Here is a 23,610-nt window from a genome sequence, read left to right on the forward strand (position 1 = left end):
GGCTCTTCGTTCTCCGGCCACCAGCCCGGGATGCCCAGCACCGGAAGCGGCGCAAACGCCCGGCTGGTCAGTGCTTCGGTGCTTAACAAAGCCGCGCTGACGGCCTCGTCGAGCCATGCGTCGCGCAAAGCGGCGTCCCATCCGAAATAGGCCGGCGGCACCTGGACGATCCACGCGTGTCCAGTGCAGGCTTTGAATGGCGCGATCAGTTTCTCAAGCAGCGCGTGGCCGAAGCAGCGCACTTCGCAACTGACGCCCCACGCGTCGCGGCGCTCCAGCAATAGCGTGCGCCAGTGGAAGCCGCGCAGCGCGGCACTCAGCGCGGGGTCGGCGCACGCGAACAACAGCGCGTTCTCGTCGAACAGCGTCAGCGCGTCGCGCACGCCGCCGCGCGTCGGGCCGACGCCCAGCAGGTCGATGGCTGCCGACTGCCGCGCGTTGAGCGCCGCCTTGATGCGCGGAAAGGCAAACCACATCGACGCGTTGAAGAAGTCATGCAGATTGTGGCGCGTCGGCACGCAGCCCGTGGACGCGATATGCGCCTCATAGGCGGAGCCGGGCGGCAAGTCGTCCTGCGCGATGAAGGCGAGCCGCTGGCCGCGGCCTGTCAACTGCCGGGTTTGCGCGGCGTCGGCATTCATTTCGGCGAGCAGCGCCGCGTAGCTGGTGAGCGCGGCGCGCTGCCAACGCTGGCCGCGCACCGCGAACTGGGCGAACCACGGCTTGGACCAGTCGATTGCAGCAAAGCCAGGCTGCGCGCTTGGGGGACAGTGTGGTGGAAGGTGAGGGCCGGCTGCCGCGGGAAATTGCGGCGCTCGCGCCAGGCCCTGTGGATTCCCCCACACTCCCGCGCCCCGCTTCGCGCTGCGGCATCTCAGTCGGGCCTCAGACCAGCCGCCAACCGATCGATTCGCCGCCGCGCAGCGGCACCACCGGCGTGTCGCCAACTGGCAACTCCGCCGGCAGCGTCCATTCCTCGCGGCGCAGGGTGACTTTGCCGGCGTTGCGTGGCAGACCGTAAAAATCGGCGCCGTAGAAGCTCGCAAAGCCTTCGAGTTTGTCGAGCGCCCCGGCTTTGTCGAACGCCTCGGTGTACAACTCGAGCGCGTGCAGCGCCGTATAGCAGCCTGCGCAGCCGCACGCGTGCTCCTTGAGGCCCTTCGGATGCGGCGCGCTGTCCGTGCCGAGGAAAAAGCGCGGATTGCCCGACGTCGCCGCTTCGACCAGCGCGAGGCGATGCGTTTCGCGCTTCAGCACCGGCAGGCAATAGTAATGCGGGCGAATGCCGCCCTGGAAAATCGCATTGCGGTTGTAGAGCAGATGGTGCGCGGTGATCGTCGCGCCCAGCAGTCCGGCCGGCGCGCCGGCTTCGAGGACGTAGTCCACCGCGTCTTTCGTCGTGATGTGTTCGAACACCACTTTGAGCGCCGGAAACTCGCGGCGCAGCGGCGTCATCACCCGGTCGATGAAAACCTTCTCGCGGTCGAACAGATCGATCGACGAATCGGTCACCTCACCGTGCACCAGCAGTGGCATGCCGGTTTCCTGCATCGTTTCCAGCGTTTTTGCGCACTTCATGATGTCGGTCACGCCCGCGTCCGAGTTCGTGGTCGCGCCGGCCGGATACAGTTTCACGCCATGTACGAAGCCGCTTTCGCGCGCACGGCGAATCTCGTCGGGCGGCGTGTTGTCGGTGAGATACAGCGTCATCAGCGGTTCGAACTTCGCGCCCGCCGGGATGGCAGCGACGATCCGCTCGCGGTACGCCTGCGCCATCGCCGTCGTGGTGACCGGCGGTTTCAGGTTCGGCATGATGATCGCGCGGGCGAACTGGCGCGCGGTATCCGGCAACACCGCCGCCAGCATGGCGCCGTCGCGCACGTGCAGGTGCCAGTCGTCCGGGCGGGCTAGCGTGATGGAATCGGGGGAAGCGTTGGGAGCGGTCATGGCGAGTGAAGAACGAAAGCGGAACGGAAACTGATTGGAAACCGGGCGAAAACTGCGGCGAATGAACAACGCCCGCAAAGCACCGTCGACGAGTTCAAACCGTCGTGTTGCGGCCTGAATACACGTCAATTTTGCTATTTGGCGCTTCTGGCTCGGTGATATGCTTGGAAAATCATCATTGTAACGGCTCGCCCCGTTCACAGGCTCACCCGCAACATGTGCCAACTTCTAGGAATGAACTGCGCCGCGCCGACGGACGTCACGTTTTCGTTCACCGGCTTCGCGGCGCGCGGCGGCGTCACCGATCACCATGCCGACGGCTGGGGCATCGCCTTCTTCGAAGACAAAGCGTGTCGCCTGTTCATCGACCATCAGTCGTCGGCGACCTCGCCGATCGCGGAAATGGTCAAGCGCTATCCGATCAAATCGAAGAACACCATCGCGCATATCCGTAAGGCGACGCAGGGGCACATCCTGCTCGAAAACTGCCACCCGTTCATGCGTGAACTATGGGGGCGGCATTGGATCTTCGCGCACAACGGCGATCTGAAGGACTATTCGCCGGTACTGTCGGGCGTCTATCAGGCGGTGGGCACGACCGACAGCGAACTCGCGTTCTGCGCGCTGCTGGAAGGTCTGCGCAAGACTTTTCCCGGCGCGCAGCAACCGCCGCTCAACGAACTCTTCGCCGCGCTGGAAACGCTCACGCGCGAAATCACGCAGTTCGGCGTGTTCAACTTCCTCATGTCGAACGGTCAGGCGCTGTTCGCGCATTGTTCGACGCATCTGCATTACATCGTGCGGCGCTGGCCCTTTTCCACCGCGCATCTTGTCGATGCAGACGTCTCGATCGACTTCGCCAAGTACACCACGCCCGAAGATCGCGTCGCGGTGATCGCCACCCAGCCGCTCACCGACAACGAAGTGTGGACGGCGTTTGCGCCCGGCGATCTGCTGATGTTCCAGCATGGCGACGTGATCGGCCGTGTGAATGTGCCGGTTCCTGCCTCGGTTCTGGAGAAGCTGCGCAATCCGGCTCTCGATGCGTCTGCTTCAGCAAGCACGATTGCCGCTTCGGCGGCGGCCGCGCCTGCTGTGGCCGAGCTCGAAGTGGATCTCGAAGCGGCGGACGACGCGGCAGCGTTCGAGTCGTGAACCACGCCGCGGGCGCCACCGCGCATCCATAGCCAATAGTAAAAAAGCCGCTCTTTCGAGCGGCTTTTTTGTCTGACGCGCCCGCTGCCGCGCGCAACACGCGGCAGCGGCAGCCACAACCTCAGTGCAGGATTTTCGCCAGAAAGTCCTTCGCGCGATCGGATTTCGGATTGGCGAAGAAGTCTTCCTTGCGGTCGTCTTCGACGATCAGGCCCTTGTCCATGAAAATCACGCGGTGCGCGACTTTCTTCGCGAAGCCCATTTCGTGCGTCACGCACATCATGGTCATGCCTTCCTGCGCGAGCTCGACCATCACGTCGAGCACTTCGTTGATCATTTCCGGATCGAGCGCCGACGTGGGCTCGTCGAACAGCATGGCGATCGGGTCCATCGACAGAGCGCGGGCGATCGCCACGCGCTGCTGCTGACCGCCCGATAACTGCCCCGGAAATTTGTCCGCATGCGCGCGCAAACCGACGCGGTCGAGCAGCTTGAGACCCTTCGCCGCCGCTTCGTCCTTCGAGCGGCCGAGCACCTTGATCTGCGCGAGCGTGAGGTTCTGCACGATGGACAGATGCGGGAACAGCTCGAAGTGCTGGAACACCATGCCGACCTTCGAGCGCAACTTCGACAGATTGGTCTTCTTGTCGGTCAGCGACTGCCCGTTGATGACGATCTCGCCCTTCTGGAACGGCTCGAGGCCGTTCACCGTTTTGATGAGCGTGGATTTGCCCGAACCTGACGGCCCGCATACCACGACTACTTCACCCTTTTTGACTTCCGTCGTGCAGTCGGTCAGCACCTGAAACTGGCCGTACCACTTCGAAACATTCTTGATAGAGATCATCTTGCGACCTTTTTCTGAAGACCTTTGACGAGGCTCGACGCAATCACGCAGATCACGAAGTAACACGCGCCCGCGAACAGTACCATTTCGACATTCGTGCCGTCACGGTCGCCAATATTCGTGGCGGTGCGGAAGAAGTCGGCGAGGCTGATCACGTAGACGAGCGACGTATCCTGAAAGAGCACGATGCCCTGGGTGAGCAGCAAGGGCACCATTGCGCGGAATGCCTGCGGCAACACCACGAGACGCATTGACTGCGCGTAGTTCATGCCGAGCGCGAACGACGCATTGACCTGCCCGCGCGGCACGGACTGAATGCCGGCGCGAATGATCTCGGAGTAATACGCTGCCTCGAACAGCGAGAAAGCGACCATCGCCGACGCGAGACGAATGTCGATATCCGCCGACAGACCGAGCACGTTCTGCAGCAACTGCGGCACGATGAGGAAGAACCACAGCAGGACCATCACCAGCGGGATGGAACGGAAAATCGTCACGTAGCCCTTCGCGAACCACTCGAAAGGCTTGAACGACGACAGCCGCAACATCGCGAGCACAGTGCCCCAGATAATGCCGATCACAATCGCGATCAGCGTGATCTTGAAAGTGACGACGGCACCGGTCCACAGCGTAGGCATTGCGCCCGGAATACCGCTCCAGTCGAAATGGTGCATCACTTGCCTCCGATATAGCCGGGCAACCGGGTCTTCGCTTCGACCCAGCGCATCAGTTGCATTACGACCAGGTTGATCAGCACGTACGCGAGCGTGACGGCGATAAACGACTCATACGTCTGTGACGTGTAGTCGACGAGCTGGCGCGCCTGCGCGGACAGATCCAGCAGACCGATGGTCGAGGCGACCGCCGAGTTCTTGAAGATGTTCAGGAACTCGGACGTGAGCGGCGGCACGATGATCCGGTATGCAACCGGCAACAGCACATAGCGGTACGTCTGCCATTGCGTGAAGCCCATCGCAAGGCCCGCGGCGCGCTGGCCGCGCGGCAACGCGTCGATGCCCGAGCGCACCTGTTCGCACACGCGCGCGGCGGTGAAAAGCCCCAGACAGATGATCGACGCCGAGAAGAACTGCGCGCCCGGCGGCAGTTGCTTGAACCAGGTGCCGATGGAGACGGGCAGCAATTCCGGTATCACCAGATACCAGGTGAAGAACTGCACGATCAGCGGAATATTGCGGAAAATCGCGACGTAGACCGTGCCGATGCCCGACGCCCATTTGTTCGGCACCGTGCGCAGCACGCCGAAAAAAGAACCGACGATCAGCGCGATCACCCATGCCGACAACGACACGGTAATCGTCACCCAGAAGCCCGACAGCAGCCAGCCCAGGTAAGTGGTCGGCTCGCCGGTGGAGACGGGACTCAGCAGAATGCCCCAGTTCCAGTGATATGACATGACGAAGACTCCAGCAAAAAGAAACGGAAGAAGCGCGCGCCCCTTCCGTTTCATTCAGCATTTCAAAAAAACAGCTAAGGTTTAATCGATTGCCTTGTCATTCGGGCTCTTGAAGAGCGCCTTGATGTCGTCGCTTTCCGGGAAGTTGAGATTCAGGCCCTTCGGCGGGATCGGCGATTCGAACCACTTCTTGTAGATCTTGTCGGCTTCGCCCGACGTTTCGACCTTCGCGATCGCCTCGTCGACGACCTTCTTGAACTCCGGATCGTTCTTGCGCAGCATGCAGCCGTAAGCTTCATGCGACTGCGGCGCGCCGACGATCACGAAATCGCCCGGTGTGTTCGACTTGGCGCGTTCGCCTGCGAGCAGCGCGTCGTCCATCATGAACGCAGCGGCGCGGCCGGTGGAGAGCGTCAGGAACGACTCGCCGTGGTCCTTCGCGCTGATGATGTTCATCCCCATGTTCTTGTCCTGATTCATCTTGCGAAGCAGGCGCTCGGACGTGGTGCCGGCAGTGGTAACGACCGTCTTGCCCTTCAGGTCGGCCCAGTCCTTGATGCCCGAATCTTTCTTGGTCATCAGACGCGTGCCGATCACGAAGATCGTGTTCGAGAACGCCACCTGTTGCTGGCGTTCAGCGTTATTCGTGGTGGAGCCGCACTCCATGTCGACCGTGCCGTTCTGCACGAGCGGAATACGGTTTTGCGACGTAACCGGAATCAGCTTCACTTTCAGGTTCGGCGCATTGAGCTTCTGCTTGACCGCCTCAACTACCTTCAGCGCGAATTCCTGCGAATAGCCGATGACATTCTGCTTGTCGTCGTAATAAGAAAACGGAATCGACGATTCGCGATGGCCCAGCGAGATGACGCCTGTGTCCTTGATTTTTTTCAGCGTGCCGGCGTCTTGCGCGTGCGCGCCAACCGTAAACAGTCCGAGAGTCGCGAGCAGCAGCGCAGCTTTTTTAACCTTCATGTTTGATCTCCTTGGCAAGAACCGGCGCCAGTTTAGCAAAGTAATTATTCTGAAAGTATGGCTATAAACCATTGTTGTTGCGCGCACGCCGCTATTCACAGGCGGCGGCTTCGCGCAGTCGGTCAACCTTTCCGGACATGCAAAAGCGGGCGGCATCGTCGCGATGCCGCCCGCCGGGCACAACACGCGCTCTTGTGGAGCGCGTTCAGACCATGCGCATTCACGTGGAATGCGCGGCGCATCCGCGAGGTAGCGGACCGCCGTTTGCTGCATTTTGCAAGCCCGATATCAAGGATACAGGCCACGCATTTCGCGCGCTTGCAGAATCCGCTTACACGCAACGATAAACGCTGCCGTACGCACCGAAACATTCTGCTCGCTCGACACCTGCCAGACGGCGGCAAACGCTTCGCGCATCACGCGCTCGAGGCGCTGGTTAATCTCGTCTTCGGTCCAGAAGAAGCTGGAAAAGTCCTGCACCCATTCGAAGTACGACACCGTCACGCCGCCCGCGTTGGCCACCACGTCCGGAATCACGAGGATGCCGCGATCGCGCAGGATGTCGTCGGCAGCCGTGGTGGTCGGGCCGTTTGCGCCTTCCACGACGATCTTCGTCTTGATCTTGCCGGCGTTCTTTTCGGTGATCTGGTTTTCCAGCGCGGCCGGAATCAGAATGTCCGACTCCACTGTCCAGAATTCCTCGTTCGTCACCGCGTCGGCTTCAGGGAAACCGCCCACGCCACCCGTCTTCGCCACATGATCCAGCAGCGCTACTGCGTCAATACCGGTCGACTTGTAGAGCGAGCCCGTGTGGTCCTGCACCGCGACGACCTTCGCGCCCGCTTCCTGGAACAGACGCGCGGCAATCCCGCCGACGTTGCCGAAACCTTGCACTGCAATGCGCGCACCTTCGATGTCGAAGCCGATGCGGCGCGCCGCTTCACAGCCGACCACGAACACGCCGCGGCCCGTCGCTTCGCGGCGGCCGAGCGAACCGCCGAGCGTGATCGGCTTGCCGGTCACGACGCCGGTTGCCGTTTGGCCCTGGTTCATCGAGTACGTGTCCATCATCCACGCCATGATCTGCTCGTTCGTGTTCACGTCCGGCGCGGGAATGTCGGTGTTCGGTCCGATGATGATGCCGATTTCGCTCGTGTAGCGGCGCGTCACGCGCTCCAGTTCGCCGCGCGAGAGCTTGCGCGGATCGAGGCGGATGCCGCCCTTCGCGCCGCCGTAAGGAACGTTCACAGCGGCGTTCTTCACCGACATCCATGCGGACAGCGCCATCACTTCCGACAGCGTCACGTCCTGGTGATACCGCACGCCGCCCTTGCCCGGACCACGCGACACGTTGTGCTGCACGCGGTAGCCCTCGAAGTGCGCGACCGTGCCGTTATCCAGCTCGATAGGCACGTCGACGATCAGGATGCGCTTCGGGCGCTTCAGGGTTTCGAGCCAGCGGGACAGCGAGCCGAGGTACGGCGCGACGCGGTCGACCTGGCGCAGGTAGTTGCCCCAGGGGCCGAGGTCTTCGCGATTGAGGTAGGAGGGAACGGATTGCGACGTTGAGGCAGATTCGGCGACTTGCTGCTGGGAAGACATGAACGCTCCGGCGTTGATCGAATAGCAGCATTGTCGAAAAACGCCGTTTTGAAATCCAATGCCGTTTCCTTATTCGATTATGTTTTTTTTGCATAACCGGGCGGAAGCTACAATTTCGCGTCGCCGGCAAGCAGGTTCGCGCGGCCTGGGCGATCTGGGCGGCCTCGCGAACTGACGGCTTGGCTCGTCAAGCGCCGCTGTGCGCAAGTTCTTCCGACACCACGTCCCATAACTGGCGCACGAGAAGCTGGCGCGCGTCGTCGCTCTTCGCAGCCAGCTTGTCGCGATATAGGCGAATCTCCATAGTCAGCGTGAGTTGCCCTTCGGGCGTGCCTCGCGTCCCGCGGTCGAGCCGGATCAGTTTGCCGTCCGCGACCGCATCTTCCACCGCGCTGTGCGGCAGAAAAGCGATGCCGTGGCCCGCCAGCGCCATTGCCTTCAGACCTTCCGCCATATCGGTTTCGTAAAGCCGGTCCAGATAGAGGCGCTCGGGCGCGTTGGCGAGAATCACCTCGGTCATGCGACCCAGATATGCATTGGGCGTGTACGACAGATAAGGCGTGGGCGCCTCGACGGAGCCAGGCAGCGTGTGGCGCGGGCGGCTCGCCCGTCCCGGCGCGGAAAACGGACTGATCGGCTCGTTGCCGAGCGTCAACATATCGTAGCGGCCCGGATCGAGCGCGACCGGATGGCTCGGATGGTGATAGCCCATCATCAGATCGCAGCCGCCTTCCACCAGCGAAAGCGCCGCGTCGTGCACGTTCAGCGCACGCAACCGCGTATGGATCGGGCCCATCTGCGCTTCAATGCGTTGCAGCCAGCGCGGGAAGTACGTGAGCGACAGCGTGTGCGGCACGGCGAATTCAATGGTCGCCTGCGGCGTCGCCGTATGACCGCGCAGCAGCGCGCGCGCCTCATGGAACTGCGAGAGCATGGCCAGCGCCTGCTCGTTGAATACCTGACCGGCAGGCGTAAGCCGCGTTGGATAGACCGAACGGTCGATAAGCTCCGTACCAAGCCACGCCTCCAGCGCCTGAATGCGCCGCGAGAAAGCCGGCTGCGTGACATGCCGCAGTTCAGCGGAACGGCTGAAACTGCGCGTTTCCGCGAGCGAAACGAAGTCTTCGAGCCATTTCAGTTCCATGCGAAGCCTGCTGCCGGCGAGAAAGAAGAAGTCAGCATTTTAGTGTGTCCGGCGGTGCGCGCCGTTCGGATCGACGCTCGCCCCGGCATGCATTGCTCGCCGTGAATCGCACGCGGCCCGCGTCTTCCGGGCGAATCGGGCCGTAGTGGTAAAATTCGCGGTTCCCTCCGTTTCCGATCCGCTCGCCGCGACTTCACATACAGCGAGCGCTCAACGCTTAGACCAGCCGCCATCATGTCCGACACCCGCCCCGACACCCTGTTCGCGCTGAATGCGCTCTCTCCGCTCGACGGCCGCTATGCGTCGAAAACCGAAGCCCTGCGCGACTGGCTCTCGGAAGCCGCGTTCATGCGCAATCGCGTGACCGTCGAAATACATTGGCTGATCGCGCTTTCGCGCGCCGGCTTCGCCGAAGTGCCGCGCTTTTCGGAGGCAGCCGAACAGTTCCTGCTGCAACTGGCCGAGCGCTTCACCGCGCACGACGCCGCGCGCATCAAGGAAATCGAGCGCGTGACGAACCACGACGTGAAAGCCGTCGAATACTGGCTGAAGGAGTCGGTCAAAGGCCAGCAGGAACTGGAGCGTGCGAGCGAGTTCATTCACTTCGCGTGTACCTCCGAAGACATCAACAACACGTCGCACGGCCTGATGCTCGCGGGCGCTCGCGAGCACGTCATTCTGCCGGCGCTGCGTACCGTGCACCAGAAGCTGGTCGCGCTGGCTCACGCGCACGCCGCGCAACCAATGCTGTCGCGCACGCACGGCCAGCCGGCGAGCCCGACCACGCTCGGCAAGGAGATTGCCAACGTGGCCGCGCGGCTGGAGCGCGCCATCGAACGGATTGCGAAGGTCGAACTGCTCGGCAAGATGAACGGCGCAGTCGGCAACTTCAACGCGCATCTGTCGGCGTATCCGGAGTTCGACTGGGAAGCGTTCTCGCGCGAAGTGGTCGAACAGCGTCTGAAGCTCACGTTCAATCCGTACACGATCCAGATCGAACCGCACGACTACATGGCCGAACTGTTCGACGCGGTCGCGCGTGCCAACACCATCCTGCTCGATCTCGACCGCGACGTGTGGGGCTACATTTCGGTCGGCTATTTCAAGCAGCGCACGAAAGCCGGCGAAATCGGTTCGTCGACGATGCCGCACAAGGTCAACCCGATCGACTTCGAAAACTCCGAAGGCAACCTGGGCCTCGCGAACGCAACGCTGCGCCACCTCGCCGACAAGCTGCCGGTGTCGCGCTGGCAGCGCGACCTGACCGATTCAACGGTGCTGCGCAACATGGGCGTCGCGTTCGGCTATTCGCTGCTCGCGTACGACTCGCTGATCCGCGGTCTGGACAAGCTCGAAGTGAACGCACAGCGTCTGAACGAAGATCTCGACAACTGCTGGGAAGTGCTGGCCGAGCCGGTGCAAACGGTAATGCGCCGCTACGGCATCGAAAATCCGTACGAGCAGTTGAAGGAACTGACGCGCGGCAAGGGCATCACGCGTGAGGCGCTGCAAACGTTCGTGAGCGCCCTTGATATTCCGCAAGACGCGAAAGACCGCCTGCTCGCGATGACGCCCGCTTCGTATATCGGCAAGGCAGTGGAACTGGCGAAGCGCATCGGCTAACGCCTGGGTTGTTCGCTGCCGGCCTTCCCGGTAGTTGCCGCTCGACGCAAAAGAAAAGCCGCTCCTCAGAGCGGCTTTTCTACATCTGCACGGCAATCAGAGGCAAGGCGCCTAGCGCTTGTCGATCTGCTTCAACACGTCGTCGACGATCTGTTCGGGCGACAGTTCGATGCTCACCGTCACGGCCTCGTCCGCGCCCGGTTCCTCGAGCGTGTCGAGCTGGCTTTGCAGCAGCGACGGGTCGAAGAAATGGCCGGTACGCGTGGTCAGACGCTCTTGCAGCAGTTCGCGCGAGCCCTTCAGGTAGACGAAGCACACGTCTTTATCGCCGTCGCGCAGAATGTCGCGATAGGAGCGCTTGAGCGACGAACACGTGAACACGGCCGTCTCGCCCGCCTTCTGCTTTTCTTCGATCGCGGCGCGGATAGTTTTGAGCCACGGCCACCGGTCTTCGTCGGTAAGCGGAATGCCGTGGTGCATCTTCTCCTTGTTCGCGGCGCTATGAAATGCGTCGCCGTCGGTGAACGCGCAGTGCAGGCGCTCCGCCAGCATCTCGCCAATTCTCGTCTTGCCGGCGCCCGACACGCCCATTGCGATCAGAATCATCAAAAACTCCTTACAGGACCGCCGCTAGCGCGAAGGTCAACAGCAAACCCATCAGCGAAATGATGGTTTCGAGAAGCGACCATGTCTTGAAGGTCTGCCCCACCGTCATACCGAAGTATTCCTTGATCAGCCAGAAACCGCCGTCGTTCACGTGCGAGAAGATCAGCGAGCCCGAGCCCGTTGCCAGCACCAGCAACTCCGGCTTCACCTGAATCGCGCTGGCCGCGGCGATAGGCGCGACGATGCCGCAGGCGGTGGTCATTGCGACAGTGGCCGAACCTGTCGCGAGACGGATCAGCGCCGCGACGAGCCAGCCGAACAGCAGCGGCGACAAATGCGCGGAAGTTGCGGCCGCAACGATTTCCTTCGAAATGCCGCTATCCATCAACACGCGGCCAAAACCGCCACCCGCGCCGACGATCAGCGTAATGCCCGCGATCGGCGCGAGACATTCGCCGCAGAACTTCTGGATCTGGTCGCGATTGAAGCCACGGCTCGCGCCAAAGGTCCAGAAGCTGACCAGCACGGCGATCAACAGCGCGACGTCCGAGTTGCCGACGAAGCGCAGCAGGTCGTTCGGCAAGGTCTTCGGCGTGAACACGAGATCGGCCCAGCTGCCGACCAGCATCAGGATCACCGGCAGCAGAACCGTGAAGAGTGTGATGCCGAAGCTCGGCAGTTCGCGCTTGGGCGCCGAATTCGTGCCGCCGGGCGTGCCCGACAGCGCGACTTCATCCTTGTTGAGAAATTGCGCGGCAAGCGCGTTCTGTTCCGGCAGCTTCACATAGCGGTTGATCAGCAGGGCAAACAGCGGACCGGCGACGATAGCCGTCGGCACGCCGACGATCAGGCCGTACGCGATCGTCTTGCCGATGTCCGCGTGATACTGCTGCACCGCGAGCATCGCGGCCGGGTGCGGCGGAATCAGCCCGTGCACGACCGAGAGGCCCGCGACCATCGGCAGGCCGACCAGCAGCAGCGATTTGTTGGTGCGCTTGGCGACGTTGAAGGCGATTGGAATGAGCAGCACGAAACCCACTTCGAAGAACACCGGCAAACCGACAATGATCGCGACGACCATCATTGCCCAATGGATGTTCTTCTCGCCGAACCAGTCGATGAGCGTCGTGGCAATGCGCTCGGCGCCGCCGGACTCGGCCATCATCTTGCCAAGCATGGTGCCAAGGCCCACCACTACGGCAATGTGCCCGAGCGTGTTGCCGTTGCCGGTTTCAAACGACTTGACGATGGTCGCCATCGGCATGCCGGACACAAGCCCCAGCAGCAGCGAGACGATGATCAGCACAAGGAACGGATAGACCTTGTAGCGGGTGATCATCAGGATCAGCAGGGCGATGGCGATCACCCCGTAAACCAGCAGCATGCTGCCGTGAACAGCTTCCATGAAGCTCCTCCTTTGCGTTATTGATTGTGGTGCGGACGACGGCAGCCACCAGATCTCATGGCGACCGGCGCGCCTTGAAGGCTACGAACCGCGCGGTCGCTGAATTTTACTGTCTGTTGTCTTGAAAAGCCCGCGAAAACAGCATGCATATCTGCAACGAAGCCTCGCCGCGGCAGCCGAACCGGCTGTATCGACGAGGCTTTGTATTTCCTGACTTGCTGACTGACTTGTATCAGGCGGATTCTGACTAATGAGCCGGCGCGGCCAACTGGCTGGCGGCGCGGGCGAGACGCGTGACTTCGTCCCAGTTCTGCGCGGCAAGCGCGGCCTTCGGCGTGAGCCACGAACCGCCCACGCAAACCACGTTCGGCAGCGACAGGAAATGCGTGGCCGTTTCGGCAGTGATGCCGCCGGTCGGGCAGAACTTCAGCGTCGGAAACGGGCCATGAAAAGCTTGCAGCATCGGCACGCCACCGGCTTGCTGCGCCGGGAAAAACTTCACGATCTCGTAGCCGAGCTCAAGCGCGGTGATGATGTCGCTCGGTGTCATCACGCCGGGCAAAAGCGGCAAGCCGGCGTCCTGCGCGGCCTTGTGCATATCTTTGGTGAGGCCCGGCGAGACGCCGAACTGCGCGCCCGCTTTCTTTGCCTGTGCACAGTGCTCCGGCTTTGTGATCGTGCCCACGCCGACCACGATGTCTTCGGCCAGCTGGCTCGCGCGCTCGNNCNCCGCGAGCCCAGCCGGCGTGCGCAGGGTAATCTCAAGCACCTTCACGCCGCCCGCATGCAATGCGCGCGACACGTGTTCGCCCTGCTCGACCGAATCGAACGCGAGCACCGGAATCACGGGACCGAGGCGGACTATCTCGCTTACTGTTTTCGACGTCATAGTGAAACTCCTTGTTTCTGCCAGTTGCCAGTTGGATCGCGACGACTGGCTTGTTTGGGCTGCCCGGTTGACCGGCTGCGCAGGCTTGTTGTCTGCAGGATGCCGCTAGCCGGCGTGAGTGGTGCTGCTTCGCGTTTCGCCGTGCTGAACGGCAGGCGCTGCCGCGGATGCCGCATGCTCGCCGTGCGACGCGGCACGCTCGCCGACCATCGGCCCGAACACCGACGCGCCCTGCTCGGCAGGCGCCGCGGCTGCCCGGAACACGCCGAACAGCTCGCGGCCGAAGCCGACTTCGTTCTCGGCCTGATGCAGCGGCTGGGCGCCGGGCCGCGCGGCCCATTCTTCTGCGTCGACTTCGACATCGAGCACGCCCGCTTCTGCGTCGATGACCAGCATGTCGCCGGTGCGGACCTTGCCGATCGGGCCTTGCAGCAGCGCTTCCGGCGACAGGTGAATCACCGCGGGCACCTTGCCCGACGCGCCCGACATGCGGCCGTCCGTGACCAATGCGACGTGAAAGCCCTGATCCTGCAACACACCGAGCAGCGGCGTCAAACGATGCAGCTCAGGCATGCCGTTTGCCCGCGCGCCCTGGAAGCGCACGACGGCCACGAAGTCGCGCTTCAGCTCGCCGTTGTCGAACGCTTCCTGCACGGCTTCCTGCGAGTCGAACACGATGGCCGGCGCCCTTACCTTGCGATGCTGCGGCGCCACCGCCGAAATCTTGATGACGCCGCGACCCAGCTTGCCCTGCATCAGGCGCAAACCGCCGTCCGGCTGGAACGGCTCCTTGATACCGCGCAACACCGCAGTGTCTTCGCTCGCTTGCGCGCCGGGCACCCATTGCAGCTTGCCGTCGATCAGCTTCGGTTCTTCCGTGTAATGCTGCAGCCCCTTGCCTGCGACGGTGTTCACGTCTTCATGAAGCAAACCGCCTTCCAGCAGATTGCGCACGAGGAAGGCGACGCCGCCCGCCGCGTGGAAATGGTTCACGTCGGCCTTGCCGTTCGGATAGATCTTGGCGAGCAGCGGCACGGCTTGCGACAGCGTGTCGAAATCGTCCCAGTCGATCACGATGCCCGCCGCGCGCGCGATCGCCACCAGGTGCAGCGTGTGATTGGTCGAGCCGCCCGTCGCCAGCAGCGCGACGATCCCGTTGACGATCGCCTTTTCGTCGATCACGTGGCCGATCGGCATGTAATTGCCGCGCTCGACGGTCAAGTCGAGCACGCGCCGCGCCGCCTGTGCCGTGAGCGCGTCGCGCAAAGGCGTGTGCGGGTGCACGAAGGCCGAGCCCGGCAGATGCAGGCCCATGATCTCCATCAGCATCTGATTGCTGTTGGCGGTGCCGTAGAACGTGCAGGTGCCGTGGCCGTGATAGGCGGCGGCTTCCGCTTCGAGCAGCGCGTCGCGGCCGCATTGGCCGGTCGCGAACTGCTGGCGCGTCTTCGCTTTGTCGTCGTTAGAGAGACCGCTCGTCATCGGGCCGGCCGGCACGAAGATAGTAGGCAGGTGGCCAAATTGCAGCGCGCCGATCAGGAGGCCCGGCACGATCTTGTCGCAAATGCCGAGGCACAGGGCCGCGTCGAACATGTTGTGGGTGAGCGCAACCGCCGTGCCCATCGCGATCACTTCACGCGAGAACAGCGACAGCTCCATGCCCGCGTTGCCTTGCGTGATGCCGTCGCACATGGCCGGCACGCCGCCCGCGAATTGCGCGACGCCGCCGTTTTCGCGCGCGGCCTGCTTGATGATATCGGGGTAGTTTTTGTACGGCGCGTGAGCCGAAAGCATCTCGTTGTACGAAGAGACGATGCCGATGTTCGGCTCGCGGATCTGCTTGATAACGAGTTTGTCGTTGCCCTCGAGGCCCGCAAAACCATGAGCCAGATTGGCGCACGAAAGCGCGCCGCGCGCCGGGAACTTGCCCTGCGCCTGATGAATGCGGGCGAGATATGCCTCGCGAGTCGGCTTGCTGCGTTCGATCACGCGCTGGGTGACCTTCAACAATTGCGAATGCGGGGAAACCATCTGAGCTCCTTCGTCGCTGGCGTCAGGCGCGCGGGCGCTATGCCAGGTAGGTATCGCGGGAAGTCGGACCAACCGACGCCGGCAATGTTAGTAGAAAAACTACACGACCGCAATCAGGATTCCTGCTGCGCTGCCGCATCCAGGTTTGGCCGGGAAGCCTTATTGGGTGCGCCTCCGGGAATAATTTCACCAAACCTAGGGATAACACCTACGGCCTAAATGTAGTTTTTGTACCTTCCCGCGCTATCAGCTATAGTCCACGCATTCTTCAGCATAGTGCGAGTCTTCCAATGATGCTGTCCCAGGTCGAAGAGATGCGCGAGCAATTGCGCCCGTCCGAGCGCAAGCTCGCCGACTACGTCATCGAAGCGCCGCGCGAAGTGCTAGATCTCTCGATGACGGAGGTCGCCGCCCGCGCGGGCGTGAGCCAGCCGACAATCGCGCGGTTTTGCCATGCGCTCGGCTTTTCGGGGTTTCGCGAGTTCAAGATCCGGCTCGCGCAGGGGATCGCCACAGAAGTGCCGGCCGTCTATCGCGATGTCCGTCCCGACGAGCCGGCGCCGGGCGTCGCCGCGAAAGTGCTCGACCGCACCATCGGCGCATTGATCCAGGTGCGCAACAATCTGTCGACGGATAGCATCGCGGCCGCCATCGACGTGCTCGCGCAGGCAAAGCGCATAGAGTTTTACGGCGCGGGCGGCTCGGGCATCGCCGCGCTCGACATGCAGCACAAGTTTTTCCGGCTCGGCATGCCGAGCGTCGCCTATTCCGATCCGCACACGTTCCTCATGTCGGCGGCAATGTTGGGGGAAGGCGACGTCGTGGTCGCTATCTCGAACACGGGGCGCACTCGCGATATTGTCGATGCCGCGAAGTCGGCCGTCGCGGGCGGCGCCAAAGTAATCGCCATCACGCACGGCAATTCGCCGCTCGCGCGGATCGCGTCGGTTGGACTGTTCGCCAATGTCGACGAAGACACCGACATCTTTTCGCCGATGACGTCGCGCACCTCGCACCTCGCGATCGGCGACATTCTTGCTGTTGGCGTCGCGTTGCAGCGCGGGCCGCAACTCGCGGAAAAGCTGGCTGGCGCGAAAGAACTGATTTCGCGCAGAAGAATTGGCGTGGAAGGGTGAAGCGTTCGGCACAGCGGCATGCCGCGTTGTTACTTTAGACGCAAAAAGCGAACGGGCTCCTTGCGGAGCCCGTTCTGGGGTGCTGACTGCGGTCTCTAGTGAACCGAGATCGTTATAACTCGACGCCTCCGGATTGCAGCGCCATCAGCAAGCGGCCGCGAAGCCGCGCCACGACCTCCGACCAGTCGCTGCCAGCAGCTCTGCGAAACAGACGCATGCTCGGATACCACGGGCTATCGCTGCGTGTGTAATGCCAGCGCCAGTCGCCGAAAAACGGCAGCAATAACCACGTCGGCTTGCCCATCGCGGCTGCGACATGCGCGACGGACGTATCGACGGTCAACACCAGGTCGAGCGCCGCAATCGCGTTGGCAGTCTCGTCCATGCTGTTCAGCGAAGCGCCCACGTCGTGAAAATTCCCGAGACGCCTGGCGTAGTCCGCGGCCTCGTCGGCGCCCGCTCCTTTCTGAAGGCTGAAGAACTCGACGTCCTCGACCTTGAAGAGATCGTCCAGCACCGAGAGCGACGGCAGCGATCGCTGCTTGTCGTTCTCATGCGTGGGCGCTCCCTTGAACACCACGCCCACCTTGAGCTTGCTCTTGCTCTCCTTGAGCGCGGTGAATGCGGTCGTGCCGGGCGCCTGCAGGAAAGGCACGGACTGCGGCAGCGCCTCCAGGTCCAGGTCGACATGAGCGGGAATCGCGTGCGGATAGACCCAGTAGTCATGCTGCGGCAACTCCGCGGCCTGCGCCACGCTGAACACGGCGTCAGCTTCTTTCGAGTGCTCGAAGAGCGTGACGAGCGGCGCCTGACAAACCACCGAAACCCGTCCCGCGCCGCAACGCTCCCGAAGAATCCGGGCGAAGCGCAGGAAGAAAATTTCGTCGCCGAGACCGAACTCGCTCCAAATGACGATAGATTTTCCGTCGAGCCGCTCGCCGGCCCATACGGGAATTGCCGATGGCGGTTGGGCTTTCGTGCGACGCTGCCAGCCGAACTTGCTCATCCACGCTTCGCGAACTGCAAAGCCTTCGCGCAGCTTGCCGCGCGCAATGGTATGCAGCGCGTGATAGAGACGCGGCAAATGCTGGTCGGGCAAACACTTGATGCACCGATCCCACAGATCGTCGATCGCGTCGATCAGGTCCCAGCGCAGCCAGGCGAGCATTGCGCCGTGATACACATCAAAGCGATACGGGTAGGACTTCAGCGCGAGCTGCCAGGCGCGCAGGCTTTCCTGTGCGTCGCGTGCCTTTGCAGCGGTGTTGATCATTTCGCGCGCAGTCGGCACCGCACGCTTGCGCAGAACAACTTCGATTGCGCATTCGGCAAGACCGCGCGCTGTCTGATCGACGCTCGCGCGCCGCTCGTCGTAATGATCGCGCACCAGCGAGACTCGCTCGCATGACGCCATCGGCGCAAAGGCACGCACCATGTCGAGCACGTTCACCGAGCCAGGCAGCGTTTTCTCTGGCTTGCAGATAGTAAAGCTTACCTTGTGCTCGCGATTGAACGGACTCGGCCATTTGCCCTTTTCATACAGATCTTCGTCGGGCACGGTCAGAATGACATAGCCGCCCGGCTTCAACAACTCGAGCCATCTGGCGAGCGCCTGAAGAGGATTGGCGATATGTTCAAGGCAGTGACTGGAGTGCACGAAATCGAACGACGCGTCCTGTGCGCCCGACATGTGCAGCGCGTCGCCTTGTGCCTTGTCCCATGACACGATCTCAGTTACGCGAGGAAAAACGTGCGCGTGAGCCTTCAGCGGATCGTCTCCCGCACCGATATCGATACCCTTGCCCACGAAGTAGTGCTGCTGGAAAGCAGGATCGCGCGCGCGGCGTAGCGCGGATTTACTTGTCTCGTTCATGCTCGCCTCACTGCGCCTGATGCATCTTGTCGAGCCACAGCGCTTGCATGCGCTCACCCAGAATCTCGGGGCGGCCCTGGAAGATCAGCTTTTCAATCGCTTTCGGCCCGGCCAGCGAGGCCGCCAGCTCACGACGCTCCTGCGCGTTTTCGATCAGACGCAACGCGGAGGCCTTGTACTCGTCGTTCGTTTTCGTGATGGTCCACTCAGGAAAGCCGAGGCGGCGGAACATGCCTTCGTCGATATGCTCGTGCACTTCGCGGCCGGTCTTGCAAACACCAACGAGTCCCGCCCATACCGTATCCACGATGCCATTCGTGTTGCCGAACGGGAACGGATTCAGGAACAGATCGCAACCTGCAATCACGTTCATGTAACTGGCGTAGCCCTGATGCTTGTGCACGACGGCGTTCTTTCCGATGAGCCTGCGGATCAGGTTACGCACCTGCGGGAACACAAGACCCGTCGCCTGGCCCACGAGGAAATGGAATTCGACCGGCACGCTCGATTCGCGGGCGATTGCGGCGCAGGTGTTCAGAAAGCCCGGGTTCAGCTTGATCGTCGTGCCGGCCACCGCGATCTTGACTACGTTCGACGGCGCCTTTTCAGTCGGCAGAGTCAGTTCGCGCATGGCCGCCGGGGCGCGGTACGGCATGCCGTCAGACGGCAGCTTGAGCAGCTTTTCGCTGAAGCAGGCTTCGTCGCCGACATAGTCTTCTTCGACCACCACGTAGTCCATCGCGTGGCCGTGCGTGGTAGCCGGATGGCCCAGGGCCATCAACTGCAACGGCGCGACGCGCAAGCACGCCATGACCATGGTGATGGGAAACATGCCGACGCTCGGCATGTACATCATCTGCGCGTTGCGCGCTTCGCTCGTATTACGCACCTGACGCGCGACTTCCCACATGTTGGCGCCCTCGAAAGGAATGAATTCGTGGAACACCTCCTTGCCGGCATCGTCGACACGACCGTCGTAGCCCATGCCGACCAGGTGAAACTTGTCGCGCATCGCGACGAGAGTTTGCGAATGCGTGCGGTAGATGGAGTGATTCTTCGAGAACCACTCGAGCACCACCAGAACGACCGGCTTCTCGCCTTTCACCCGGACCGGCTCGCGCGTGACGTCGGCGATGCCGAGCGTGGAGAGCTTGCGACGGATCAGCGCGTTGATCGGCTTCTTGATGTCGTGCTTGGAAGGCAGGTCTGCGTAGCTGCAGTGCATGTAGACGTCGTGCAGGACACCCATCGGCAGGGAATCGACGCTGTCGATCTGGTCGAGCCGCTCCGGCAGCCAGCGCAACAGCAGCTCACGCTTCTGATGCGCCGACGGCGTACCGAGGAAGCGCGAGGACATGATGGTCATCGCGAGCGACGCGGCCATCGTCTTGTCGAGTTTCCACAGCGCGTCCCAGTCGAGACGGACTTCCGATTCCGGCAAGTAAAACAGCTGGAATTTGCGGACTTCGCTGTTGCGCAGCTCAATAGCATTGCGCGCGTCTTCGTTCACGCCAAGCGAACGAAGGATGTGGTCGGCATTGCGGAACGGGCTGGCTGCAAACATCGCAGCGAGCCAACGCTGGAACAACACGGTGCGAGCAATGCCCGGTTCGGAGAAGGTGAACTTCGGATCGGTCACGAGACTCGTGATCGCGGATGTGAGACGCGCCAGCAGGTGATCGTCCATGATGTCCTGCGCTTCGTTGGACTGCGCCCAGACGTCGACATCCATCAGGATGCCGTAATGTTGATCGATCTTGTTGAGAAGTTGCAGCAGTTCACGGCTCGCCTTTTCGTGTTCGCGGCGATAGCAAAGATATTCGAACTTGTTGATGCTGAATTTCATGACACTCTCCGGGAGGAATGAGGTAACGCTTGCGATGAGGTGATGGGCGCGAAAGGCGCCATTGAAAGTTAGTGTTTCCAGGTAACCGACAGCCAGTACTGCAGGGGCTTCTTGCCGGGCTCAACCCAGGAAGCCGATGAAAAGCCATAGGGTTTCGATACCGATGCCGAGACCGTTGCACCGATCGGCGTGAGCCAGTCGACGCTAGCGCCGTAGCCGGCGAGCGTGCGGGTGTTCGTGACGCCCGGTACGCCGACATAGCTCTGTTCCCAGTTGGCCCACGGGGAGTGATTGACCCGGCCGAGGGCGAAGTCAGAGAAAACGCCGAGCTGGAGCTGGTGGCCGGTTGCAACAGGAAAGCGCTGATAGAGGCCTGCATTGATGACGACGCCTTCGTCGAACGACACTTCGTCGGCACGGTAGGCGCGAACGGCGTCCGGACCGCCGGCGGTGAGCTTTTCGCTCGCGTCCAGGTTGCGGCTTGCCAGTTGGGAATTGACCCGACCCGTCAGAAACAGATTGCCGCTGCGCGTGAGCGCGTAGGTACCAAATCCAAAACCGGTCAGCTTCGCGTAGTTGCCCGCGCGGTGGGGACCTGCGTCGAGCGCGGCGTCGTCGTTGCGCTGATGACCAAGCGTCAACGCTGCCTGCCCGCTCAGGATGTTGGTGCGCAGTTGCTGCGGACGATCGCCGTTGTCCGCTTGCACCGAAAAGCGTACCGAGTCGAGCGTGCTGTGCGAGGCAAAGCCGTAGTCCTTGTAGGTCGTCGCAGCCTGGCTGTGCAGTACTGACGCGGCGCCCCAGACGTTGGTGTCGAGACCACGCATGAACGGGTAGAGCACGCCTGCCTGGGCTGTGGTGGCGACGCCAGCGACCGGCGTGCCCGCGTTGATCGTGTATTGCTGGCGCGTGATGCCACCGGTCACACGCAGGCCATCGTCGAAAACCGGCACGCTGCCGGTTAGCGAGCCAGTCCACATTTTCTTGTCGGTGCCCATCAGCGTGAACGCATAGCTCTCGCCAGCGCCAAAGTAGTTGTTGCCCGAGGCGGTGACGCCAAAGCGATAGCTGCCCGTGGACTGTATGCCCTGGTTGTCCATGATGAGGTCGGCCTGCATCGGCTTGCCTTTCGCAGCAATGCTGAAGGTCACTTCGATATCGCCCACGCCCTGGCCCGGCGAAAACTGCGGGGCTTTGTCGATGGCGACACCAGGCACGTCTTGCAGCAACTGCGTGGCGCGTTCTAGGCGGGGCATGCTGAGCACGCAGACGTCGGTGGCCTGATCGCCGTGGCACAAGGCATGGGTGATGAGACGCTGCAAGCGGGCGTCGTCGACGCGCGACTTGTTCTTGACCACGATCTTGCGGATTCGGCCCGGATACACCGTGAAAACGGGGGTGGCGCCCTTCTGCGCGGCACGCCAGTCGTCGTCGGTCATCAAGACCTGAACGACCGGAAAGCCGCCCTGGCGCAGCGCGTCCGTTAGACGGTCCGACCAGCGATTTACGTCGCCCAGATGGGCCGGGACATTGCCGAGCGTTGCTGCCTTCTCATGCAGCACTTTCATCATCGTTGCCTCATCGCGGCTGCCCGCGGGGATTACCTTGAACGCGACGGTTGCCTGAACGGCCGGCAGGGCGGCGCTCAGAGTTGCGACCGGCTCCGCGTGAGCGACACCTGTCATCAGCAGCGGCAGCACCCACATTGCGCGAGTGATCTGCCTATTTACTTCGTTTTTGCGCCACAACATCGAATTAACCTTGCACTCAGATTAAATACCATGGCGCCACGATTACGGAATTTTGTGCCGAAACTGCGTCGCCCCATGAATAAGAGATTAAGAGTCGGGCGGTTGGAAACGAATAGGACTATTCCAAAAAAACTCTGAGCATCGCAAAAAGATTTTTCGGAACAGAGGTAAGCCCTAGGGATCTCCGCGCAAGGTCTTCGCGGAAAAACGCTGAACTCTTAATAATGTGAATAGGAATTTTCCGAATTATTTAGCGGCTAGACATTTTTTTAATAATTAATGGTTTAAAGTTCACGACCAATCGGTCTATTACAGCCACAAGCGATTTTTGACGTAAACGAAAAAGGGCGGTGCGCGACACACCGCCCATCAAGCATCCAATTGCGAACTTTGATCGGGTGATCGCCCCGGAAGGTCGATCACCCTGCTCCCGCCTCACCGAGGCTCACGCCCGCTTCGCAGCAGGCGCGAGACCCGATCAGTGCGTCAGGCCGCGCCCTTGACCGTGGCGCGTGACGTGCTGCCCGTGGGCGCAAGGCCCATCTTCAGCCAACCATGCGACTTCACCACGTACGCCTTGCCGTCCCTCACACCGCTTTCCGTGTAGAAGTACTCGTGCGTCTGCATGTTCACCGACAGGTCCGCCTTCGTCTTCTGCTGCGGATCTTCATACGTGAAATGCTTCACACCCTCAGCGCCGTCGCGGTATGCCAGATGACGATCCAGCGCGCCAGCATGCGTGAGCAACTGCACATCGGCGGAGTTCGTCGTCATGTCGACCGTGACGTGCTCCAGTTCGGCATCCGCCCAGAACACCGGGTCGCCGGCCTCCAGCGTCAACGTCTGTTCGGTTTCCAGATACCAGTGCGCCGACAGCATGTCGCTCATGAAGTATGCCGCTGCGCCGCCCACGCCAATCGCACCGATAGCGCCCGCAGCAATGCCACCGCTGCCGCCGCTGCCACCGCCCGAACCGCCGACTGAAGACGCGCCACCGTTGTCGACTGGAGGCACGTTGCCACCGTTGTCGACCGGAGGCGTTTCGCCGCCGTTCGTGCCGCCGTTCGTGCCGCCGTTCGTGTCGCCGTTGCCACCGGTTGTGCCACCGTTGTCGCTGCTATTGGTGCCGCCGTTATCACCGGGGACCAGCACCGTGCCGTTATCGATGATCACGACCGTACCGTTGTCCGTCGTGTTGATATCACCGTTGATGTCGGTGCCATTGCCGTTCGTCGAGTTGCCCGAGATTTCGCCCGAGCCGTTGCCCGAGATGTTGATCGAACCATTCGGGTCAACGATCACGCCCGTACCATCCGTGCTGTTGCCCGAGATGTTGATCGTGCCGTTGTCCGTCGTGTTGATCGAA

The 23,610-nt window shown here is 62.0% G+C and carries 17 protein-coding genes and 2 pseudogenes; 3 read left to right on the forward strand and 16 right to left on the reverse strand.

Annotated elements, in window-relative coordinates; translation table 11 throughout:
* Nucleotides 1–20: 20 nt before the first annotated feature.
* Together F757_RS34225 and pyrC are read right to left on the reverse strand one after the other, a co-directional pair.
* A pseudogene (locus tag F757_RS34225) lies at nt 21–641 on the reverse strand (DUF3025 domain-containing protein); the annotation flags it as partial.
* A gap of 244 nt (nt 642–885) precedes the next feature.
* Nucleotides 886–1,947: a dihydroorotase gene (gene pyrC / locus F757_RS0128105; protein WP_027214287.1), complete on the reverse strand. Its 1,062-nt coding sequence runs from the start codon at nt 1,945–1,947 to the stop codon at nt 886–888.
* A gap of 216 nt (nt 1,948–2,163) precedes the next feature.
* On the opposite strand from pyrC, the gene F757_RS0128110 reads away from it, so the two are divergent.
* Nucleotides 2,164–3,102, forward strand: coding sequence for a class II glutamine amidotransferase (locus F757_RS0128110; RefSeq protein ID WP_084531060.1), 939 nt, complete (start codon nt 2,164–2,166; stop codon nt 3,100–3,102).
* Nucleotides 3,103–3,223: 121 nt separating this feature from the next.
* Here F757_RS0128110 and F757_RS0128115 read toward each other — a convergent pair whose 3' ends face one another.
* The 6 genes from F757_RS0128115 to F757_RS0128145 all read right to left on the reverse strand — a co-directional run bounded on the left by F757_RS0128115 (nt 3,224) and on the right by F757_RS0128145 (nt 9,084).
* Nucleotides 3,224–3,949 carry an amino acid ABC transporter ATP-binding protein gene (locus tag F757_RS0128115; protein WP_013340469.1) on the reverse strand — a complete coding sequence of 242 codons (726 nt, stop codon included), beginning with the start codon at nt 3,947–3,949 and terminating at the stop codon, nt 3,224–3,226.
* Nucleotides 3,946–4,623, reverse strand: coding sequence for a glutamate/aspartate ABC transporter permease GltK (gene gltK / locus F757_RS0128120; RefSeq protein WP_027214289.1), 678 nt, complete (start codon nt 4,621–4,623; stop codon nt 3,946–3,948). The genes F757_RS0128115 and gltK overlap by 4 nt, the downstream gene beginning before the upstream one ends.
* Complete coding sequence (locus tag F757_RS0128125) at nt 4,623–5,363, reverse strand: amino acid ABC transporter permease (RefSeq protein WP_027214290.1); 741 nt, start codon at nt 5,361–5,363, stop codon at nt 4,623–4,625. The genes gltK and F757_RS0128125 overlap by 1 nt, the downstream gene beginning before the upstream one ends.
* 81 nt (nt 5,364–5,444) lie before the next feature.
* Entirely contained in the window at nt 5,445–6,338 is an 894-nt protein-coding gene (locus F757_RS0128130; protein WP_027214291.1) for a glutamate/aspartate ABC transporter substrate-binding protein, read from the reverse strand.
* Between the two features lie 288 nt (nt 6,339–6,626).
* The gene (locus F757_RS0128135; RefSeq protein ID WP_027214292.1) at nt 6,627–7,940 is read right to left on the reverse strand and encodes a Glu/Leu/Phe/Val family dehydrogenase; all 1,314 of its coding nucleotides are present in this window, start codon (nt 7,938–7,940) and stop codon (nt 6,627–6,629) included.
* 187 nt (nt 7,941–8,127) lie between these two features.
* Nucleotides 8,128–9,084, reverse strand: coding sequence for a LysR family transcriptional regulator (locus F757_RS0128145; RefSeq protein WP_027214293.1), 957 nt, complete (start codon nt 9,082–9,084; stop codon nt 8,128–8,130).
* Nucleotides 9,085–9,318: 234 nt separating this feature from the next.
* Here F757_RS0128145 and purB point away from each other — a divergent pair, with 234 nt between their 5' ends.
* Complete coding sequence (gene purB, locus F757_RS0128150; protein ID WP_013340475.1) at nt 9,319–10,707, forward strand: adenylosuccinate lyase; 1,389 nt, start codon at nt 9,319–9,321, stop codon at nt 10,705–10,707.
* A gap of 111 nt (nt 10,708–10,818) precedes the next feature.
* Here the strand turns inward: purB and F757_RS0128155 are convergent, their stop codons facing one another.
* The 4 genes from F757_RS0128155 to edd form a co-directional block, all read right to left on the reverse strand.
* Nucleotides 10,819–11,313 (reverse strand): gluconokinase, encoded by a 495-nt coding sequence (locus tag F757_RS0128155; RefSeq protein WP_025602549.1) that lies wholly within the window; start codon nt 11,311–11,313, stop codon nt 10,819–10,821.
* 10 nt (nt 11,314–11,323) lie between these two features.
* Complete coding sequence (locus F757_RS0128160; RefSeq protein WP_027214294.1) at nt 11,324–12,718, reverse strand: GntP family permease; 1,395 nt, start codon at nt 12,716–12,718, stop codon at nt 11,324–11,326.
* Nucleotides 12,719–12,965: 247 nt separating this feature from the next.
* Nucleotides 12,966–13,607 carry a bifunctional 4-hydroxy-2-oxoglutarate aldolase/2-dehydro-3-deoxy-phosphogluconate aldolase gene (gene eda / locus F757_RS0128165; protein WP_027214295.1) on the reverse strand — a complete coding sequence of 214 codons (642 nt, stop codon included), beginning with the start codon at nt 13,605–13,607 and terminating at the stop codon, nt 12,966–12,968.
* Nucleotides 13,608–13,712: 105 nt separating this feature from the next.
* Complete coding sequence (edd, locus tag F757_RS0128170; RefSeq protein ID WP_027214296.1) at nt 13,713–15,638, reverse strand: phosphogluconate dehydratase; 1,926 nt, start codon at nt 15,636–15,638, stop codon at nt 13,713–13,715.
* A gap of 290 nt (nt 15,639–15,928) precedes the next feature.
* On the opposite strand from edd, the gene F757_RS0128175 reads away from it, so the two are divergent.
* A complete protein-coding gene (locus F757_RS0128175; RefSeq protein ID WP_027214297.1) occupies nt 15,929–16,774 on the forward strand; it encodes a MurR/RpiR family transcriptional regulator in 846 nt (281 codons plus the stop codon).
* 112 nt (nt 16,775–16,886) lie between these two features.
* Here F757_RS0128175 and F757_RS0128180 read toward each other — a convergent pair whose 3' ends face one another.
* The 4 genes and pseudogenes from F757_RS0128180 to F757_RS36330 form a co-directional block, all read right to left on the reverse strand.
* Nucleotides 16,887–18,647: a methyltransferase domain-containing protein gene (locus tag F757_RS0128180; RefSeq protein ID WP_027214298.1), complete on the reverse strand. Its 1,761-nt coding sequence runs from the start codon at nt 18,645–18,647 to the stop codon at nt 16,887–16,889.
* Between the two features lie 7 nt (nt 18,648–18,654).
* Nucleotides 18,655–20,493 (reverse strand): peptide transporter, encoded by a 1,839-nt coding sequence (locus F757_RS0128185; RefSeq protein ID WP_027214299.1) that lies wholly within the window; start codon nt 20,491–20,493, stop codon nt 18,655–18,657.
* Between the two features lie 68 nt (nt 20,494–20,561).
* A complete protein-coding gene (locus F757_RS0128190; RefSeq protein WP_027214300.1) occupies nt 20,562–22,244 on the reverse strand; it encodes a ShlB/FhaC/HecB family hemolysin secretion/activation protein in 1,683 nt (560 codons plus the stop codon).
* A 486-nt stretch (nt 22,245–22,730) separates the two neighbouring features.
* Nucleotides 22,731–23,610 (reverse strand): annotated as a pseudogene (locus tag F757_RS36330) (hypothetical protein); the annotation flags it as partial.

Source organism: Burkholderia sp. WSM2232 (assembly GCF_000472545.1).
Lineage (GTDB): Bacteria > Pseudomonadota > Gammaproteobacteria > Burkholderiales > Burkholderiaceae > Paraburkholderia.

What these genes read in the sequence shown, in the direction of transcription:
- pyrC (WP_027214287.1), bottom strand. Translation starts at nt 1,947, where the DNA reads ATGACCGCTCCCAACGCTTCCCCCGATTCCATCACGCTAGCCCGCCCG.
- F757_RS0128110 (WP_084531060.1), top strand. Translation starts at nt 2,164, where the DNA reads ATGTGCCAACTTCTAGGAATGAACTGCGCCGCGCCGACGGACGTCACG.
- F757_RS0128115 (WP_013340469.1), bottom strand. Translation starts at nt 3,949, where the DNA reads ATGATCTCTATCAAGAATGTTTCGAAGTGGTACGGCCAGTTTCAGGTG.
- gltK (WP_027214289.1), bottom strand. Translation starts at nt 4,623, where the DNA reads ATGCACCATTTCGACTGGAGCGGTATTCCGGGCGCAATGCCTACGCTG.
- F757_RS0128125 (WP_027214290.1), bottom strand. Translation starts at nt 5,363, where the DNA reads ATGTCATATCACTGGAACTGGGGCATTCTGCTGAGTCCCGTCTCCACC.
- F757_RS0128130 (WP_027214291.1), bottom strand. Translation starts at nt 6,338, where the DNA reads ATGAAGGTTAAAAAAGCTGCGCTGCTGCTCGCGACTCTCGGACTGTTT.
- F757_RS0128135 (WP_027214292.1), bottom strand. Translation starts at nt 7,940, where the DNA reads ATGTCTTCCCAGCAGCAAGTCGCCGAATCTGCCTCAACGTCGCAATCC.
- F757_RS0128145 (WP_027214293.1), bottom strand. Translation starts at nt 9,084, where the DNA reads ATGGAACTGAAATGGCTCGAAGACTTCGTTTCGCTCGCGGAAACGCGC.
- purB (WP_013340475.1), top strand. Translation starts at nt 9,319, where the DNA reads ATGTCCGACACCCGCCCCGACACCCTGTTCGCGCTGAATGCGCTCTCT.
- F757_RS0128155 (WP_025602549.1), bottom strand. Translation starts at nt 11,313, where the DNA reads ATGATTCTGATCGCAATGGGCGTGTCGGGCGCCGGCAAGACGAGAATT.
- F757_RS0128160 (WP_027214294.1), bottom strand. Translation starts at nt 12,718, where the DNA reads ATGGAAGCTGTTCACGGCAGCATGCTGCTGGTTTACGGGGTGATCGCC.
- edd (WP_027214296.1), bottom strand. Translation starts at nt 15,638, where the DNA reads ATGGTTTCCCCGCATTCGCAATTGTTGAAGGTCACCCAGCGCGTGATC.
- F757_RS0128175 (WP_027214297.1), top strand. Translation starts at nt 15,929, where the DNA reads ATGATGCTGTCCCAGGTCGAAGAGATGCGCGAGCAATTGCGCCCGTCC.
- F757_RS0128180 (WP_027214298.1), bottom strand. Translation starts at nt 18,647, where the DNA reads ATGAACGAGACAAGTAAATCCGCGCTACGCCGCGCGCGCGATCCTGCT.
- F757_RS0128185 (WP_027214299.1), bottom strand. Translation starts at nt 20,493, where the DNA reads ATGAAATTCAGCATCAACAAGTTCGAATATCTTTGCTATCGCCGCGAA.
- F757_RS0128190 (WP_027214300.1), bottom strand. Translation starts at nt 22,244, where the DNA reads ATGTTGTGGCGCAAAAACGAAGTAAATAGGCAGATCACTCGCGCAATG.